The sequence below is a fragment of the Pontibacter sp. BAB1700 genome (assembly GCF_000277005.1).
In the GTDB taxonomy this organism is placed as follows: Bacteria; Bacteroidota; Bacteroidia; order Cytophagales; family Hymenobacteraceae; genus Pontibacter; species Pontibacter lucknowensis.
Genome location: NZ_AKIS01000077.1, coordinates 1 through 18813 on the forward strand (window position 1 = coordinate 1; position 18813 = coordinate 18813).

General features: G+C 42.6%; 20 protein-coding genes and 3 pseudogenes. 22 read left to right on the top strand and 1 reads right to left on the bottom strand.

All coding sequences use genetic code 11. The features are described from left to right. The 10 genes and pseudogenes from O71_RS23830 to O71_RS09515 form a co-directional block, all read left to right on the top strand. Positions 1-490: pseudogene (locus O71_RS23830) on the top strand (IS1182 family transposase); the annotation flags it as partial. Next, positions 471-830 carry a transposase gene (locus O71_RS23835; protein WP_155800749.1) on the top strand — a complete coding sequence of 120 codons (360 nt, stop codon included), beginning with the start codon at positions 471-473 and terminating at the stop codon, positions 828-830. The pseudogene O71_RS23830 and the gene O71_RS23835, both read left to right, overlap by 20 nt. Before the next feature lie 582 nt (positions 831-1412). Then, positions 1413-1991: a cytochrome c oxidase assembly factor Coa1 family protein gene (locus tag O71_RS23225; protein WP_007655920.1), complete on the top strand. Its 579-nt coding sequence runs from the start codon at positions 1413-1415 to the stop codon at positions 1989-1991. Between the two features lie 80 nt (positions 1992-2071). Further along, entirely contained in the window at positions 2072-2683 is a 612-nt protein-coding gene (locus tag O71_RS09480; protein WP_007655921.1) for a hypothetical protein, read from the top strand. 125 nt (positions 2684-2808) lie between these two features. Continuing rightward, the gene (locus O71_RS09485) at positions 2809-3153 is read left to right on the top strand and encodes a hypothetical protein (protein WP_007655922.1); all 345 of its coding nucleotides are present in this window, start codon (positions 2809-2811) and stop codon (positions 3151-3153) included. Continuing rightward, a complete protein-coding gene (locus O71_RS09490; RefSeq protein ID WP_155800751.1) occupies positions 3108-3500 on the top strand; it encodes a hypothetical protein in 393 nt (130 codons plus the stop codon). Before O71_RS09485 ends, O71_RS09490 begins: the two co-directional genes overlap by 46 nt. Positions 3501-4128: 628 nt before the next feature. Then, positions 4129-4497, top strand: a complete 369-nt coding sequence (locus tag O71_RS09500) for a hypothetical protein (RefSeq protein ID WP_007655925.1) — start codon at positions 4129-4131, stop codon at positions 4495-4497. Positions 4498-4589: 92 nt separating this feature from the next. After that, a complete protein-coding gene (locus O71_RS09505; protein WP_192811666.1) occupies positions 4590-5318 on the top strand; it encodes a DUF2971 domain-containing protein in 729 nt (242 codons plus the stop codon). A gap of 180 nt (positions 5319-5498) precedes the next feature. Further along, positions 5499-5948, top strand: a complete 450-nt coding sequence (locus O71_RS09510) for a hypothetical protein (protein WP_007655928.1) — start codon at positions 5499-5501, stop codon at positions 5946-5948. Positions 5949-6019: 71 nt separating this feature from the next. Beyond that, on the top strand, positions 6020-6514 hold the full coding sequence (locus O71_RS09515) for a hypothetical protein (protein ID WP_007655930.1): 495 nt from the start codon (positions 6020-6022) through the stop codon (positions 6512-6514). Positions 6515-6596: 82 nt separating this feature from the next. On the opposite strand, the gene O71_RS09520 is transcribed toward O71_RS09515, so the two are convergent. Continuing rightward, complete coding sequence (locus tag O71_RS09520; RefSeq protein ID WP_007655931.1) at positions 6597-7622, bottom strand: IS110 family transposase; 1026 nt, start codon at positions 7620-7622, stop codon at positions 6597-6599. 761 nt (positions 7623-8383) lie between these two features. On the opposite strand from O71_RS09520, the gene O71_RS09530 reads away from it, so the two are divergent. From O71_RS09530 to O71_RS09585, 12 genes and pseudogenes are all read left to right on the top strand, one after another. Beyond that, the gene (locus O71_RS09530) at positions 8384-8812 is read left to right on the top strand and encodes a hypothetical protein (protein WP_040574085.1); all 429 of its coding nucleotides are present in this window, start codon (positions 8384-8386) and stop codon (positions 8810-8812) included. Between the two features lie 159 nt (positions 8813-8971). Next, a complete protein-coding gene (locus O71_RS09535; RefSeq protein ID WP_007655934.1) occupies positions 8972-9193 on the top strand; it encodes a DUF1871 family protein in 222 nt (73 codons plus the stop codon). 501 nt (positions 9194-9694) lie between these two features. After that, complete coding sequence (locus O71_RS09545; protein WP_007655936.1) at positions 9695-10105, top strand: hypothetical protein; 411 nt, start codon at positions 9695-9697, stop codon at positions 10103-10105. An 87-nt stretch (positions 10106-10192) separates the two neighbouring features. Further along, positions 10193-10750: a hypothetical protein gene (locus O71_RS09550; RefSeq protein WP_007655937.1), complete on the top strand. Its 558-nt coding sequence runs from the start codon at positions 10193-10195 to the stop codon at positions 10748-10750. A gap of 56 nt (positions 10751-10806) precedes the next feature. Beyond that, the gene (locus tag O71_RS09555) at positions 10807-11487 is read left to right on the top strand and encodes a hypothetical protein (protein WP_007655938.1); all 681 of its coding nucleotides are present in this window, start codon (positions 10807-10809) and stop codon (positions 11485-11487) included. A 52-nt stretch (positions 11488-11539) separates the two neighbouring features. Next, positions 11540-12163 carry a hypothetical protein gene (locus O71_RS09560; RefSeq protein ID WP_007655939.1) on the top strand — a complete coding sequence of 208 codons (624 nt, stop codon included), beginning with the start codon at positions 11540-11542 and terminating at the stop codon, positions 12161-12163. 98 nt (positions 12164-12261) lie between these two features. Further along, positions 12262-12849 carry a hypothetical protein gene (locus tag O71_RS09565; protein WP_007655940.1) on the top strand — a complete coding sequence of 196 codons (588 nt, stop codon included), beginning with the start codon at positions 12262-12264 and terminating at the stop codon, positions 12847-12849. 159 nt (positions 12850-13008) lie between these two features. Then, positions 13009-14364, top strand: coding sequence for a DUF4932 domain-containing protein (locus tag O71_RS09570; RefSeq protein ID WP_007655941.1), 1356 nt, complete (start codon positions 13009-13011; stop codon positions 14362-14364). Positions 14365-14585: 221 nt separating this feature from the next. Beyond that, positions 14586-15473 (top strand): dienelactone hydrolase family protein, encoded by an 888-nt coding sequence (locus tag O71_RS09575; RefSeq protein WP_007655943.1) that lies wholly within the window; start codon positions 14586-14588, stop codon positions 15471-15473. 65 nt (positions 15474-15538) lie between these two features. Then, a pseudogene (locus O71_RS09580) lies at positions 15539-16014 on the top strand (GNAT family N-acetyltransferase). A 121-nt stretch (positions 16015-16135) separates the two neighbouring features. Further along, positions 16136-16615, top strand: a pseudogene (locus O71_RS27220) (NHL repeat-containing protein); the annotation flags it as partial. A gap of 306 nt (positions 16616-16921) precedes the next feature. Next, positions 16922-18813 (top strand): 6-bladed beta-propeller (locus tag O71_RS09585; protein WP_237717789.1); only part of this gene is annotated, 1892 nt, incomplete at its 3' end.

Consider the following 18813-nt stretch of genomic DNA (forward strand, 5'->3'; position numbering starts at 1 on the left):
CCGTCAAGCCCGGCAAAGCAGGAAGCTCAACTACCATTGCAGCATGGCTGTCGATACGGCCAAAGGGGTGATCTCCCATGTGCGGGCGGATTTCGCCGACGGCCGGGACAGTCAGCACCTGCCTTCTCTTGTGATGCAGGTGCAAGGTAGGCTAAAGGAGAATGCGCTGCTCATGCAGGAGCTGCTGGCAGATGCCGGCTACTCCAACGGCTCCAACTACCACCTGCTTGAGCAGCAGGGCATCACGGGCTGGATCCCCGTGTTCGGCAAATACAAACCGGAGATAGAGGGCTTTCCCTATGACAAGCAGGCTGACCGGTACACTTGCCCCATGGGCAAGCCGCTTCCCTTCATGGGCTTTGACCGAACTGCGGACGGCAGGCTGCTGAGAAACTACTGGGCGGCCCCGGCGGACTGCCGCCAGTCGCCCGAACAAGCCAACCTGCGCCCCCAAGGCCAGGTGCCGCAAGATCACCCGCACCGCCTATGACGAGCAGTACCGACGGGCATACGCCAGGCAGAACAGCAGGCGCGGCAAGCAGATGAGAAGGCTTCGACAGAGCACGGTGGAGCCGGTGTTCGGAAGCCTGGTGCAGCACTACGGCCTGCGAGGAATCAATGTGCTGGGCAGATCAGGGGCGCATAAGGTCATGCTCCTGGCCGCTGTTGCCTTCAACCTTAGGAAGTACATGAAGTTCAAACCAACCAAGTCGGTAAGCATGGTCATGGCGCTGGATGAGGAGCGGCAACAGTCTTTCTCTAGCAACTTTTTAATGTTTATACCATCACTTCTTCAGCTGGATGAATTAGGCGGAGTTTTAAAAACCTAACTTTAAATAAAACCGAGGGCGAGTAAGAGTTGTGCAACAGCCACATCCGTTTTTTGAAACGTTTAGTTACGTTTCTATATGCTTATAGACTTTCCCTACATTGGCTGAGCATCATCGAGGTTATTTCCTGACACTAGAAATTGCTTAATCCACTCGGAAAAGAACCTAAAAACCCATCTTAAGCGATTGATTTATATACTTTTACCTTTACAACCATCGACACGCTGGAAAAATTGTGAGTCAGTTGGAGAGTTTCCTTAAAAGCCCTATATTAGTAAAGCGCTATGGAAGACTTTAAGTTATGAAGCAATTGATATGGTATTCCGCACATAGTGCAGATAAGCCGAACAGACTTCCGTTTAGCTACAAGTTAGCGGTAATAAATTGAAATCATGCAAATCTAAACAGGCAGGTAAAAAATGAATAAACTACTTCCCCTTCTCTTAATCATAGTCGGAATAGTAGTATTTCTTGTCGGGCTTCTATTCAATATGCAAAAATGGCCTGACATGTTTTTCGGCATATACAGCGGAACATTTGTAATGGTGATTGGACTTGTATTGCTCTTCAAGAAAAGACAGAATGGCAAAACCGATAATTCATAAAGCATTAGTAACAACTGGTTGTTTAATATGGTGTGCGTCATTCTTTGGTGAGGCATTCAATGCACAACCATATTCAACAGTAGGTATTATTGTATCACCTATTCTAACAGTTACGGGTGTAATACTCTGGCTTCTATATTATAGAAATACAAGGGGATATTATCCAAAACTGAAAACTGTCCGGGATAATACCTACTCTTACGGTGGACAATTTACTTTAGGATTTGACTTTTTGATCAAACACGTTTTAGAATTTTGGACCTTATGTATCTTGTTTTGGATGGGGCTTGTTCTCCTAATGGTGTTAACTTTTAGACGTTCAGACGCATTTGAAGCGGCAAAACAATATTGTCAGACTAATCAGGAAATTCTTTCACAGACGGGGGAGATAAAATACTTTGGCGTTTTGGTGGCTGGTAATCTGTCTACAGGTGGACAAGGCGGCAAAGCTGATCTTTCATTCAGTATTGTTGGGACGAAAGGCAATTTTAGTGCTATCTCAAGGCTGACTAAGCAAAACTTGGTTTGGACAGTAGAAGAATTGGAGCTAAGATGAAAAGCATCACTACCGCTAACAACACCTATAGTGCATGAACGCACCATAGCCCAGCCCGTTAGCTGGTACTTTAATTAAGAATGCTGCGACAAATCAAAATAAAGCAAATTAACGCAATCAAAAAGCGCACAAAAGGCAATAGATTCTTAAATCCACTGCTAACAATAGCTAATTTAGCTATCTATCCAATCATTGTGATAGGTGGACTCATTATCATGCTGTTTGCAGGCCTATTGTCATTCTTCCAAAGATTAACAATGACAAAGGAAGAGAAAGAGCAAATGAAAGTTCTATTTGCTGGTGGGTCTGCAGCAGAGCAATGGACAGTCTGGAAAGAAGTTAATGGGCTTAAACTATATCAAAAGTATAATGGAGAAGTACGCTTTGGACCTGCTTACTTCTTACTAAAAAGTGAACCGTTTATTTATGGCCTAAGCGACAAGGTATATGGCGACTGGTTCTTTCAGTATGGGGAAGGCTTGTTTCTGCAACAATGGAATTCAATTGATACTCCTAATACAAACCTGCTATTCATCAATTCTGAAACTTTAGAATTAAGCATAATTGAAAAGAATGTTCCTTCTGTCCTTTGGGAAATGGTCAAGATTGATAATAAATCAGTTCAATTGAATTGTGATACAGGCCGAGAAATATTAAAGTATAGAATTGACATTAAAAAAAGCGACAGCTAACAAAACCTATAGTGCATAAACGCACCATAGCAAAGCCGTTGGGCATAATAAACAGGGTATAAAACGTAGAGGATTTTCAACTGCAGTTAGTCTTCAAATATTATAGCAGTTAAAGCTATAGCCTCATGAAAACAACAATTGGGCGTACACTTTTCTTCTTTAAGGATGGAAGAGAAAGTCTAGTAGATTTAAATAACAGCTTCTTTCCCTTAGCAAATTTTCTCAATAGACTGTTAAGTGAAATTTACGCTGGGAAGAAGATAGAATTCTTAAATCTGGATTTCAGTACAGAAAGAACATATGAATTGTTTCCTGTATGGCCTAAGGGCGAAGGCCGTGCCGCATATGGCCATTTTCATTATTATGGTGTTATTGATATTCAATATTTTAACAAGTTGGAGGAAGGGGAACGAGCTAGGCATGTTTGGCAGCTAGCCTATCAGGCTTACGCGCAACCTCACTACAAGTAAAGAATCTGGATCTTTATGAAGCATGTGAATATGCTTACAAAAAGGGTTTAGAGAATGGGTTGAATCCTGATTACAGAATGCTAGAAGCTGATGTGGTTGTTCATGGAGAATTTTTAAAGGCTGCATTATGGGTTAACTTCGACCAAGCTTTTATGAACGCTAACTTCACTTTAGAGAAAGATGGAACCGTGATCTTTAGCAAATTTATTGATAAAGCTAGACTCGGGAGTGAATTTTTCTTAGAAATGTATAAAAAGATTGAAGTCAAGAATGACACAATAATTATCAAAGGTCATAGAGATGTAGAATATTTGCCACTCAAGATACTGATTGATACAAATACATAACCAATTAGCAGTTTCTTATAAATGTAGAAGTCTCTACATTGGATAAAATAACACTGCCCAACCCAGTTCAGCCTTAACCCTCGCTACGCTTCGGGCTTCGGCTGCACCAATCCGTTGGGTTTAATATTAGCTTAAAAATAAAATTATGTTTCTTTATGACTATTTAGTTTTCACGGTGATGAAGGCAGCACAATCCTTTTTGCCAAAAATAGCCGACGAACAGTTGGAAGACGGAACATATTGGTCTGTCAATCTTATTGCGTTGCCCTATGTTATCTCTTTAAGTTACATCATGTTGCCCGCAAACATCATCCATAGCCCAAATGAAAGGCTGAAATATCTCATATTTTCAGTTTGGTTAGTGGCAATAATCATCAACTATGGCTTAATCGTGCGCAAGAGAAGGTGGAAAAGGATTTTAGAGAGATTCGATATGTGCACGACACAAAAGAAAGAAGCATTTGCAGCTGTCACTTTAATTACCTGGGCTATAATACTAATTACATTGATATTCTGGTTTAAGATTTTTTAAAACTACTTAACCCAACCCAGTGCAGCCTTAACCCTTGCTATGCTTCGGGCTTATGCTGCACAAATCCGTTATCTTTAATTGCAGTCATAAATCAAGATGAAGAAAATCCTTTTAGTCGCTGTAGCTCTATCTTTACAATCATGCCTGTATGACCACACAGATAATATAGAAGAGCTGGGTAGTAACTATTACTATATGGGCGACGGAAGAGAATCTCAAATCTTACTAAGTAGGAATGAAAAGAGAAGTGGTGGTCAGACTGTGGTTCCTGAAGAAGTGACTCACTACGCTTTCAATTCAGAATGTATACTTGCAAGAAACATCCAAGACAGGATTAATAAAGAAATAAAATTCTGGATTATAGACAAAAGGCAAGGAACCCAACCTGTTCCGCTTGATTCTACAGAGTTTTACGAAGAGATTCAAAAGCTAAACCTGGACCTTAAACTGCATCCAAGAAAATAAGCTGAACTGAAAAACAATTTAAGATAACAAGGCACATGCTAAAGCTTCGGCTTACGCCTCGCCACAGCATGTACGAGACCGTTATTTATATCATGAAAATGAAGAGCTTAAAACCTGAAATCAGAGATATATCTGAAATAGAGTTGAAGGAGTTGGAAGGCTGGGGGATAAGGTCTTATGATGAAATAATATATAAATATGTGTCTTATGATACATTTTATAAAATCATCGAGAATGGTAGCCTCTACTATTCTACTTCAGATAAATTCAATGACCCATTTGATTCTACAAATGAATTTTTAGATTTCACTATAGATAATGAAAAGCACCTAGAAAAAATTGGTGCGGATTTTTTCTTCAAGTTTCTTTCATCTGAAGGAGGTAAGAATTCTGTTTTAACAGATGAACAAAATAATGAGCTTCTTTCTAATCTGTCATTATCATTATCAAAGACATTTGAAGAATTAAAAGGCAAAATCGGTATCTCTTGTTTTTCAAAGCACTACAATAATCAATTAATGTGGAGTCATTATGCTGATAAACATAAGGGCGTTTGCATTGGGTTTAAATTTAAAAATTTCCAAAACTACATCCAGAAGTCTGTAGGATACTTCGATTCAATAACCCCAATAAATCAACTCAACCATGAAGTACTTTCTATTTATAAGTGGTTGTTTGCAAAATCAAGAGTTTGGTCTTATGAGAATGAGATAAGGAGAATTAAGATTGACCAAACTGGATTAATACCGTTCGAAAAAGATGAGATAGTTGAACTGTACTTTGGGATTAGTTTCCTGAAGCAGATAAGGCTTCCGCCTTGAACATTTTGGATGAGAAGTATGGGACACTAAAAATAGTAAGAAACATGGTAGTAAACAGAAAAACTTTTGACATCTCTGATACTGAGTTTAGAAAAACAACATACAACAAAGTTCAGCCATAACCCTTGCTTCGCTTTGGGCTTCGGCTGCACGAGTACCGTTGTAGTGCATTGTAAATAAATGAATGAAATCAAATTAACACTTGAAGTTATCTGGAAAGACGAGCACTTGATTGAGTTGCGTGCATCTGCAAACAATGGGCGATATTCGGGAATAACAGAAGTTTACGAAGTATCTAATTCATTGCTCAAGTTTGCAAATGAACTTGATGGATTCCCTTTCAATAAAGATAGAGTATCTCATTCATGTGGAGAAAAGGATAGCTATGCTTACTTTAAAATGGACTTTTATAAAATTGGTCCAACAGGAAAATGTGGCGTGCTTATAACGATGGAAGAGAATGTAGCAACTGAATATAGAAAAGAAGAAAAAGACAAACTCTCCATGGAATTGATTGTAGAGCCAAACGCTATAGATAACTTTTGCAAGGAGTTAAAATCTCTTGCGGAAATAGAAGACGGGGTTGCTAATTTGAAAGGTATAGGAAAGTATACGAGCAACATACTTTAAAAACAACGCACTACAACAAGGTATAAACGCCAAAGCGGCCGATAGCCTCCTCGTCGTTTATACAAGACGTTATGCAGGATAAAAGTTATAGAATGGTAAAAACAGGTATACCAGCTAATACTTATTCTCTGATTCTCAAAGTAGTTGTTCTATCTCTACTACTTGGGTACTTTTTAGAAAACACTCTATTAGCGATTGGTTTGGGTATCCTTTCAGGGCTTATACTGCATGTGTGGGTTAGCTACTATGATTGCGTGGTACACTTGGATAACGGGATAGCTAAGTTCTACTTCCTAAGGCCATTCTTCTTCAAAGAAGAGCATGACCTGAAGCATCTGGACAAAGTGGAAATCATCAGAGAGGACAAGGAGAAAACCCAAAGAGAAATTTGGTGGCAGGCCGATATGCTTTTCCAGTTCAGCTATGACAAAATGATTCTCTATAAAGGTGCAACAGTTTACGAAGTAAGGTTCAGAACAAACGAGAGCGACTTAACTGAGTTGGAAGCAGCTATACGGGAATTCTTTGAAAGAAGAGAAGATGTAATTAAGAATAACCATGCATAACAAGGCACAGCTTTTATGCTTGGCTACGCCTCGCACATAGGTTGTACTAACCGAAATCTATGAGTAAAACAAGGGTTTTGCTCTAAATATTCTTCAATTTCAGTTCATAGGGCGTACCCCGTTTCACCACGGCCACGATCTGGTGGAGGAGCTTGTTTCTCACCGCATTCAGAACACTCATCTTGCTTTTGCCTTCCCCAACCTTTCGCTCGAAGTAGAGCCTGAACTCCTCGTTGAACCTGACGCTGTTCATGGCTGCCATATGGAGAATATGCTTGAGCTCTTTGTTGGCAAATTTGGACACGCCTGTTCTGCCCATCACACTCGTGCCGCTGCGGTATTCAAACGGGGCCACCCCGCAGTAGCAGGCCAGCTTCCGCCCGTCGTCCATTTTGGTGAAGCCCTGGGTATAAACCAGCAGCGAAATGGCCAGCACCTTGCCCACGCCCTTGATGCCGGTGAGCAGGTCGTACTTCCGCTTCAGCTCTTCGTCTTTGGCGATGAACTCCTGCATCTTCTCCTCCACCTGCTCCATGCTTTTCTCCAGCCCCCGGATGGCTTTCTTGTTGACCTGCTCAAGCGTTTTTCCAGAAACAGGGTCAACAGCAATAAGCTCTTTGATAGTTACTTTGATTGACTGCAGCGCCTTTAGCAGTCTACTTCTGTTTGCCTGCAGATCCTTCAAGCGCTCCAGCGTCACCCCTGACAGATTCACGCAGCGGGCCTGCTGCTGGTGAACAAGAGCGTAGCGGGCAATTCTATGGGCGTCTACTTTGTCATCCTTCCCCCTGACCATGCCGATGCTTCTTTTGATTTGCAGGGCGCTCTCCATCCACACCCGCACGTCTCTTGCCATCAGGTAGTGCACCACCTGCCGGGTGTAGAGGCCCGTGTGCTCCAGACAGCAGAGCGTGTCTGCTCCTGCCTCGCAGCCGTGCTGCTTGAGCCAGGCCTTCATTCTCCTGAAGCCCGAGGGGTTGTTGTTGAGCTTGTGGTGGTGCAACTTGCCATCACATGTTTTGATCAGGCACACATCCAGGCTGTCTTTGGAGACATCGATACCTAAAATAAAGGTTGGAGCCTGTTGCGTAAGCATAGTCTTTTCCATATCTTTTGACTGAATTATGCAAGCTGCGGATCGAAACCTTTATAATGGGCCCTCTAGTGTCCCGAAAATCTATATGACCCCTGCCTGCGGGTTTAAAAAAGAGCAACTAGTCTGAATCGGTTGTTAGGACCTGTTTCGCCTTGTTAGCGGGTAGTGCACTGGCTGCTCTGAAGGTATAAAAGCTCTACTCCTATACCTGGTAAAAGGGTGCTGCGGGTATTGGAAAAATAATATCGGGCTAATCTAAAGGTTGAGTGTCATTTCTAATTATAGAACCAAGATAAATAATGATTGCCTTTTTCGATTACGTTTTTTTTAAAGTACATAGGTTCTATAGTAAGAAGAACTACATACCTGTAGCGATGGGTATCTACTTTTTGATAGTCACTCAAATCTGCATAATATTTTCATTGGGTATCGCTTTTAATTTTGCAACGGGTGGATTGTTCTCATCTGAAAGTATGCATAAGACTATATTCTACTCTACCTATGGAGTCATAATTGGAGGGTTTGCATTTCTTAACATTAAAAGATATGCTAACTCAAAAGTAAGAAAAGCTTTAGAAGCTAAATTTCACATAAGAAGGTCTATCCCGATGTGGGTAATCTTTATGATACCCATATTCTTTCTTTCGGTAGGGCTTGCTTTGATTTTTACTTTAACTTCAGTGAAATAAAACATCACTCAACACAGTGTAGCAGTAAGGCTTGCTAACGCTGCCTCTCTGCTACACGAGTAACGTTGTATGCCACTTAAATTTATGAATGATTATAGTTTCATTGACTCAAAGCTTTTGAAGAAGGCATATTTCTCAGAATTGCGTCCAGAAGAAATTTGCTGGAAACCAAAGGATATTAAAAATGGGATTAATGACCTCACCGAAAAAGATAAGAAAATCGGTGCTATCACAATTTATTTTAAAGTAGATGACAAAGTCTATTGCCCAATGTGGGGGGATTGCTTAATACTGGAAAGTGGTAATGATAATTACCTGAAGCTACTCGATGGTATTGAACTTGATAAAGATGTTAACTACGAAATGATTTATCAGTTAATCGGCAGGTTTGCATTGGCTGTACCTAAAGACTATGATTGGTCAAAAGACAAAGCTAATTTTAAAAGTAATGTTCCAAGAGAGCTGGCAAAGTATGACCTGAATGAAATGTACTTCTGCCTAAATATTAAATAGAAAAGCATCATACAACAAAATCTATAGTGCATAAACGCACCATAGCCAAGCACGTTAGCAGTAAAGAAAAGTATGAATGGTCGATATGAATAAAGCACTTAAAGAAGAATACAAAGAAGCTTTTCTTCAAGTAAGGCAAGTTGTTAATTCTATTGACCAATGGGACTGATTGACTGGTGTGGACCTGAAGAGTATGACGCAGAAGTTTCTGAAATTCTAACCAAGCTAAGTGAATGCGGAACTGAAGAAGAAATTAAAGCTATGGTAATCCAAGTTATCACTAAATGGTTTGACGACCCAGGTAACTTAGATTTTTATAGCAATGTGGGACATGATTTGATGAAGGTTAAGAACTCCCACAGTTGGTTAAATAATGCATAAATAGAAAATCCCTATTGCTAACCCTGCACATCAACCAAGCTGTGGCTACGCCTTGCTCGCTTTATGTACGCGGCCGTTACCCTTAATTAGAAGTATGAAATCAAAAGTATTCATCAACCTGATTATTAGCTTAACTTACTTTTGGTTCTTCATCCTAATCTTTTGGAATAAATCAGGGGGTGATATAGCTACAATATTCTGTTTTGCTACTTTCTCTTTAATACACATGATTATTGTACTTGTATCAATGATAAGAAACAGAAGGAGTAAGAACTACTTTGCTCTTTTTGGATTGTTAGGTGGCCTAGCCTTAAATGTGGTTTCTTTTCATTTGCTTTCAGAATACAGATTAGACAAGCATCTGAAAGAAGGTGGGGACAGAGTGATAATTGAAGAGTACTAAAAAGGAAGAATAACTTCGGGTAACAAAGCACAGGAATCATGTTCGGCTGATGCCTCACCCGTTACCTGTACGAGTACCGTTGTGGTGCATAAGAATCAATGGAAAACATAACAAAAGGAGCTTACAAATCACCAGCAAAGAATCACGGCTTCGATTTCATTTTTGAAGGTGAAATCAGATTTGGACCTTGTTATTATAAAATAGCTCTGGATGGAGTGTTGATTCCAAACCGCATTTTCGGTTTTGAGTTTAAGTGGGATTCTGCCTCCAAGTTCTTGGCACTTCAAGAATGGTTAACAACAGACTATAAAAGTGGACCTATAACTGCCTTAACTATTATTGATTTAAATACCAGAAAACTTGCTCGAATTTCCAAAGCAGATGGAGGGTTTATAAAACCACTAAAGTTTGAGGATGAAAAAATCATCTTTGAGAAAGAGTACCTTGCAGAAGGTAAGAGGATAGAGTTTGAAGTAAATCTGAACAATATCAAGAACTGGGAAGATTGAAAATTACGACACCACAACAAGGTGTAGCAGCAAGGCTTGCTAACGCTTCGCCTCTGCTACACGAACACGTTAGCATTAAGCTTAAGTATGAATTCCGAACAGGTAGTAAAATCAATAAGAACAGAAAAACTCCAGCTGAGCCTGTGGGACAGTATATCCCATTATTGGCTAGCTATCCTATTAATCTGCATTTCCTTACCTTTTCTGTATTTTAACATGGGGTGTGCGCTGCGTGGAGATTGCGGTCCTATTCCCACTCCAATTCTGTTGTTCATGACAGTTCCATCTACACTGGGTATTGCAGTGCTATGGCTACAAAGCAGAAGACTTAGGTTCGTCTCTGTCGAGTCTGAATTGACAAGAGACGAATTGATAGCCATTGTAGCAGAAACAGGTAGAGAGCAGAACTGGACTCTTCACACAAAAGGTGACAACTTTATTGTAGCCAAGACACATCCGAGCATATTTTCAGGAAGCTGGGGAGAACATGTAACCGCTCTATTCGAAGATGGCAGAGTTCTGATAAACAGCATCTGCGATCCCGACAAAAAAAGCTCTGTGACCTCTATGGGTAGAAACAAGCGGAATGAAAAGGCACTAATTGAAAGAATAAAAAAAGCCAATGCTAACAAGGTGTATCAGTAAGGCCTGCTGTCGCAGTACCTCTGTTACACAAAACGTTGGCAGGTATACAATAACAAATGGAAATACAAACTTTAGAAATCATATTCAGCATATTATTCCTCGGATTGTTCTTGGTGCTGATTTATGTGATAGCTAGAAACCCTAAATATTTTCTCTTCGAGTTTCCTTTGGATGTATTGAAAAGTCTTGTCAAATGGCGGTCAAGTGAAGACATGAAGGCTTGGAATGAAAGAGATGATGATATTGAGTACAAAGCCAAGAGAAAGAAAAAGGTATATTTCCAGAGTGCTGACAAGTACATTTTAACATTCAGTACAGAAGAAGAGAAAGTGAAGCAATCCATCGCCAATGGTGTCGCATCATTGAAAGAATCAGCTTTATCCAACATCACATACATTAAATCTGATTACGCTTTAGTAGTTAAATTGCCTAAGCAGACTGATTTTCACCTATTTCAATATCTACTTCAGTGGCTTGACAACGAAAGTATTAGCAACGCTGGGTTTGTTAGCGGCAAGAGCACGGAATATGTTGTGTATCAAGATGAAAATTCATTGAACAATCTGATTGGAGAAACAGAAAGTGGTGCCAGATTCTCTGTTTCTCTTTATCATGACTATAAAGAATCTCAGTATTTGATGTTGGATAGAAATATTAAACTAGATAAGCTAAAGAGATTCAGAGTAATAAGTGAAATAATTAAAAGTACGACTGCCAACAAGACCTATAGTGCATAAACGCAACATAGCAGAACCGTTGAGTGCAATAGAAATCAAAGACTAAATTTAAATGAGAACAAAGCTTACCCTCCTTTTACTACTGAGCATTCTTTGCAGCTGTACCAACGCACAGCAAATCCAAAAAGCAGATTTTAACTTCAAAGTATATGCCTCTCCAGATGTCCTAAATACTAAAAAGGATTCAGTTATTGCTTTCACTAACCTCATGCTTGATAAGAAGTTTAGTGAAGCAGAGAAAATCTACCCAGAGATGTTTAAGATTGATGTATCGGTGTACATGAACGAAGGGCCTGGGTACGAACCGTATTTGGGGTATCTTGGTGAATTCGTTATTGACTATGATAATACCTATTCAAATTTGGCGCTGGCAACATTTCTAGAGCAAAAGTATAATGCCCTTGATAATGTGTATGACATGTTATTGAGAGCAAGCTTGAATATGGACCCTTCGAATGTGGCGGCTATGTTTCTGTTGGCTAAGCTACGGTACGAGCATGACATTACTGACGATGCTTACTTTCTGGTGCAGCACATGATGAAACTTGAACCTGAGAATAAGAAGATTAGCCAGTTGCACACTTGGTTTAAAAACAATCATGCACCATTAGGAAATAACCTGCCGAGCCTTAAGGAGTTTGTCGAACAAGAAGTATACTATAGAGAACTAGATTAAGAACTACAGCACACAACACAGTTCATAATTTATGCTTCGGCTATGCCTCGCACACATTATAGCACAAACACGTTGGCATACATACACATTTGATAAAAATGAAAAAAACAGAAATAGTACTTGGAGCAATTGCTGTGGTAGCTCTAATACTCAATTTACTATTCGTTCCAGGCAGTAGCATTTTGACAGTAATATCCTTATCAGCAATTTCGGTACTTTACATGTACTTGAGTTTTGCACTTTTCAACGGCGTACGCCTACGCTACATTTTCAAGAAAAACTCCTATAAAGGTATTAGCACTATGCGAATTATAGGCGCTGTACTGACAGGGCTTGCTCTTTCAATAACACTCATTGGACTACTTTTCAAATTCCAGGATTGGCCTGGTGCAACCATAAATTTAGGTGTTGGACTGTTTGGGCTCGTGATTGCCTTAATAGTTGGAGCAGTGAAGTACTCTAAGTCAAAATCGGACTACTACACAAAAATATTTAAGCGCATCGCTGTTTACGGTGGACTTGGACTTATTATGTTACTCCTTCCAAAAGAGGCCTGGTTAGAATTCAGGTACCGAAATCACCCGGAATATGTTAAAGCAGTTAAAAAAGCGATGGCGGAATCGGACAACCAAGAATTATGGGACAAAGCGGAAGAAGAACGACAAAAAATGAATGTAGAAAAATGAAAAGCACATGTGCCAACACGGCATTTAGCTTATGGCGGGGAAAGTGCTTAAAATAAAGTCATCGGCTCTCAGTTCAGTACTTCTCGAGCAGACAGTATAATACCTTTAAATCGCCACAAGCCAAATGCGAGACCGTTAACTATTATAAAATTCAAAAGATTGAATAAACTTATACTAATACTTGCTGTATTTTCAACTTCATGCAGCTCTAGAATATACAACCAAGCACCTCTCAAAACTTATTTAGAAACCGAAACATTAGGAGTTAATTATCAGGAAGCTTTAGTACGGACGCTGGAAAAGAAAAATATTAAAGATGACACGCTCCATTTTGATTTCACTTACTGGGGTGGCTGGAAAGATTCTAAATTTTACTCCGACAGTGATACCATCTTCATCACAGATAACGGCGTGGAGCAGGAATTCATATACTGGATCAGTGAAGGAGATACTACAGTGCTGGACATTTACAAGCAGTTCAACCCTGGCACTTATGACGAGGACTATAAAGCTGGAAACAAGGGGAAGGTAAATGTGGTAATTCCCCAAGTGTATGAGCTTGCCAATGTGATGGTGGCACTCACAGACAACGCACAGCGCAACTGGGTAAATAAGGATACGGAGTACTACAAACGTGTTCTAGTATACTTTGCACCTTACAGGAACCACCCAGCCATTAAGGAATTGAATGCTAAACTATCTACAGGCACTTATCTCAACTTTAGGGAAAACAGTGCAGCTTATGTATTTGACGGGCAAAAGATAGTTAAATCCAGCACATATGCTGGATTTAGGGCAAGGGACCAGTTCAAAAAGCTATTGCCGTTAATTCAAAACTTTGCCATTGCAAGCAGTTTTCTTTCCTTCTATCAAAATGAAAAGCCCTTTTATGATAGGTTGGAGTCGCTCGAGCATGAAAGAGCCCAGGTGAAAGAAGCCTGGGACTGGCTGCAAGGCCAATTCCCCGACAAGGTGGACTCCTATCGAATTATCATGAGCCCCCTGGCAGGTGCCTCACACAGTATCCGCCTTTTTGAAAACAACGGCTTCAAAGAGAATATTATCTTCATGTCTGCCCCTTCTTTGGTAAGCAAAGATTCAGTGAGCCAAGGTATAGCAGATGCTCTAACTTTGAGAAGGGCGTTCACTGAAATGGACCACAACTACGTTAACCCTGTATCTGACAACTATGTTGATGCTATAAATGAAGCAATGGCAGATTTAGGTAAGTGGAACACAAAAGGCAGCTATAAAAGCCCCTACGAAACGTTCAATGAGTATATGACGTGGGCTGTTTTTGGTCTTTTTGTTTATGACAGGTTTGGAGAAAGCGACTATGAAAAGGTAATGCTTCAGCCAATAAACTTCATGGAGAAAAACAGGGGTTTCGTAAAATTCAGTGCTTTCAACAAGCACCTGTTGGAGCTGTTCCGGAAGTATGATGGCAAAAAGAAGGTGCCTGAGCTATATCCTGAAATGCTGGAGTGGGTGAAAAAGGAGAATTGCAGTAGCTAACCCGTAAATATTTCCTGCTACGGTCAATTGCCTCGCACGCAGAATGTGCAAGCCCGTTACCCTCTTTATCAAAGTCAAATTATTCTGGATCTTAGGCGGCCCATTACACACTCATTTTCATTACCTTAATGGATGCTTTGACGCTTTGCAATAACTCTTCAGGTATAGCAAGGCTGCTTCTGAGAACTAAACCAATCTAAACCACAAAAAAGCCAACCCCTATGGACGAGATCAAAAAAGAAGACATCAAACAAGAAGTGTTTGAACTGTACGATGACTATGCCCACGACCGCATCAACCGGCGGGATTTCATGCAGAAGCTCTCGATCTATGCGGTAGGAGGCCTTACGGTGGCTTCACTCGCCAGTTTTCTGATGCCGGATTACAAGAACAAAGTTCAACTGGCAGCTGACGATCCGCGCATTATATCGGAGTACATTACCTATCAGTCGCCTAAAGGTGGAGGACCAATAAGGGCGCTGTTGTCGATGCCGGCTGATGCGAAGAGCCGGCTCGGGGGTGTAGTAGTCGTACATGAAAACCGGGGACTGAATCCGCATATAGAGGATGTGGCCCGAAGAGCTGCACTGGCTGGATTCATCTCACTTGCTCCTGATGCGCTCACGCCCCTCGGAGGCTACCCCGGCACGGATGATGAAGGCCGCACGCTGCAAAGCCAGCGCGACCGCAACGAAATGCTCGAGGACTTTATAGCAGCACACGACTACCTCAAGAACCACAAAAACTGCAACGGCAAAGTTGGTGTGGTAGGCTTCTGCTTCGGCGGCTGGATCTCGAACATGATGGCCGTGCGTATACCTGACCTGGCAGCAGCAGTTCCGTTTTACGGAGGGCAGGCGCCGGTCGAGGATGTGCCACAATTACAGGCTCCCCTCCTGCTGCACTACGCTGAGCACGATACCCGCGTAAACGAAGGCTGGCCGGCTTACGAAGAGGCTTTGAAGAAACACGATAAGGAATACACCGCACACTTTTACCCGGGCACCAACCACGGCTTCCACAACGACACCACGCCCCGCTACGACAAGGCAGCTGCCGAACTCGCCTGGCAGCGTACTGTTGACTTCTTTAAGCAGCACCTGAACTGACAGCGTCATATAAAAGCTATACCTGCATCAGCCACATGATCAACTTCAAACTACGCCCCTGGACCATGGAGGACCTGGACAGTCTGGTGAAGTATGCTGACAACTTCAACATCGCCCGAAACATGGCGGACATTTTCCCGCATCCCTATACCCGTGAAAAAGGACAGGCATTTCTGGAGATGGCGACAAAGGGAAACCCACCGCATATCCTCGCGATAGAGGTGGAAGGCGAGGCTGCCGGAGGTATAGGCATACACCCGCAGCAGGACATTTACCGGAAAAACGCGGAGATGGGCTACTGGCTGGCAGAGTCCCACTGGGGCAAAGGCATCGTAACGAAGCTATACGCCAGATGGTGGACTATGGCTTTGCCAATTGGGACATCAACCGCATTTTCGCCCGCCCTTTCGGGTATAACATCGCCTCGCAGCGGGCACTCGAGAAAGCTGGTTTTGTGCTGGAGGCGAAGCTGGAGAAGACTTTCTACAAGAATGGGGAGTATCAGGATGAGCTGATCTACGCGGTAAGGCGGCCTGCGTAATGGCATAGGTATAATGTAAGGCAACTAGCGGAAAAAGCATAACAGACTTATGCATTAATAGCTAGATATCTATGCTTTAATAGTTATATTTACCCCAGTATCACCTACTCTTTTTCAGCATATGAGAACAACTTTACTGCTGCTAACCTTTTTTTTCTTCGCATGCATCCAAACTAATGCCCAAATAGCCCACTTTGAGCTTTATCAAAAAGTAGGGGTAACTGTAGGCTTAGAAAACGACATCGCGGTAGACTCCGAGGGAAACATTTACCTACCTCATCAAAAGTTGCAAAAGTTTACCCCTGAAGGCAAGGTTATTCATAAGGATCCCTTATGCGACATAGATTTCAGGGGTTATAATAGCTATAGAATAGCTTTCGACGCAAAAGGCAATCTATATGCACTCAGCTATTCCGTCTCAAAACTTTCTAAATACAACAAAGAGGGGGAGCTGCTTTTTGAGATCGGAACGGAGGGGGAAAGTCCGGGTCAATTCAGCTATCCAAATAATATTAAAGTAAATTCCAAGGAAGAAATTTTTGTAGCTGATAGCGGAAATGGACGAATTCAAAAGTTTGACAAGGAGGGGAATTTCCTGCAGGAAATAACGCTTGTCACCGGCAGCATTAGCCTGGATGCACACGACAATTTATTCGCGCTTGACGTTCCAAATAAAAGAATCATCAAGTACTCTCCCCAGGGTGAGCAGTTACTTGTATTTGGTCACAGCGAGGATGCCGGCACCAGGCTGAATGGTCCGGTTCAGCTTGACGTAGACAAAAAAACGGGGCAAGTGTATGTGTTTGACAATCGAATAAATGGTTATGGTTACAAAGGCTTCCTTGTATTTGACGCGAACGGAAACTATGAAACTAAATCTATTCTGGATTCAGGACCCGGACGCTTAATGGGATCAAGTCATTTGATAGCCGTTAACCACGAAGGCAATATCCTGATAGTTGATCAAAGCCATCAAATCGGCAACAGTCAAATATTTCTTTATGACAAAAAAGGGCAATACCTCGACTCGTGGGGAAGGAAATGGTCACCAAAGGAAATTACACTGGATGAAGATGACAACATTTACATTATAAACTCTTCCGGTAAGGTAACTAAGTTCGATCATGAGGGTGAGGTTGTCATGGAATTTGGATACGCAGAGTCGGGTTGGAGCATGTCAGCTCCCAGTGCCATTTCCGTTGACATCTTTGGAAATATCTACGTCCTCAATAGTTACAAACACGGGAACGCTGGCAATGCCATCTTCAAGTTTAACAGCAAAGGACAATTTCAGCAGCGCTTCACTGATTTTGGCGATGCAAATTCGGAAAACTATTTTACTGACCTTGCACATGACGCTGCAGGGAATATGTATGTGACGGACTATTACAGCGGAGTAGTCCGCAAAATAAGCCCCCAGGGGAAATTCATCACAAAAATTGCCAGTAGGGGTCCAGGTCCAGGCCAACTTTGGGTGCCCCAGGCTGTCGCTGTCGACCTGCTTGGAATTATTCATGTACTCGATTACAAGGGAACACGCATTCAGCAATTTGATGCCAACGGTAAATTCATCCGTGAGTTTGGTAAGTACAGTTCTAGCTATATATCATGGGATGTGGACAGTGATCTTGCACTGGATGGCAAAGGCAACATATACGTAGCCTCGAACATTTCAGGACTTTTCGAAATTTATAATTCTAAAGGGGAGCTTCTGCATCAAGAGAAAAGAAGCTTGGATTATGTTTCGGCTAACAGAAGCGGTTCCCGGCTGATTTTGGGAGGTCGTTATGCCAACACTTTTTCTATTTATCAATCTTCTACTTACCAGGAACCTCAAAGCATTATTAGAGGATTTGTGTATCATGACGCAAACAGCAATTGTACCCTGGATACGTCTGATCAGACGCTTTCTGGTATCGTAGTGCAGGCCATGCCAGGCCCGGTTTATGCGGTAACGGGACCTGATGGAAGCTATCAACTTAAAGTTGATCCGGGCGATTATTCGCTTCAGACTATCCTGCCAGAACAAATTGGCAGACAAATAAGCGCTACCTGTCCTCAGCCTGGGCAACTTAAAAACGTAACTATCACCAAAGCAGGCGAAATCGTCGATGCCATAGACTTCGGTAACCGCGTCACCCTCTCCCCCTACCTCTCCGTCAGCGTCTCCTCCACCCGCCGTCGCCGCTGCTTCGAGAGCACCACCACCGTACGCTACGAAAACGCCGGCTTCGCCACCGCCCCCGACGCAAAGGTATACCTGCAGCTGCCCAGGGAAGTCGAGTTGTTGTCTGCCGACAAGCCCTACACCCTGCTGCCAGACGGCTCCTACGAGTTCTCCGTGGGCGACCTGGCGGCCGGCCAGTCAGGCACTATCACCATCGAGGACCTGGTCACCTGCGGCGACGAGTCGGTGCGGGGCCTCACGGTCTGCACCCGCGCCTGGATCACGCCCTCCAACAATAAACCGGCCGAGCCGACGCCAACGGTTACCATCACCGGACGCTGCAACGCCGAGACGGGCATGGTCCGCTTCGTGCTGCGCAACACGGGCACTGGTGACATGACCGATCCGGGTCTCTTCCGCAAGTACGCCAACGGGGAATTGGCCTCGGTGGAGCAGTTCCGCCTGGCCGCCGGCGACAGCCTGGTGCTCTGGGTGCCCTCCATGGGCTATACCTGGCGCCTGGAGGCAGACCAGCCCGCCGGCAACGGCGACAACACAGCAGCCAGTGTCACCATCGAGGGCTGTCCGGGTGCGGAGGCCAGCTCCGTGAGCACCGGACAAGTCAACCTATT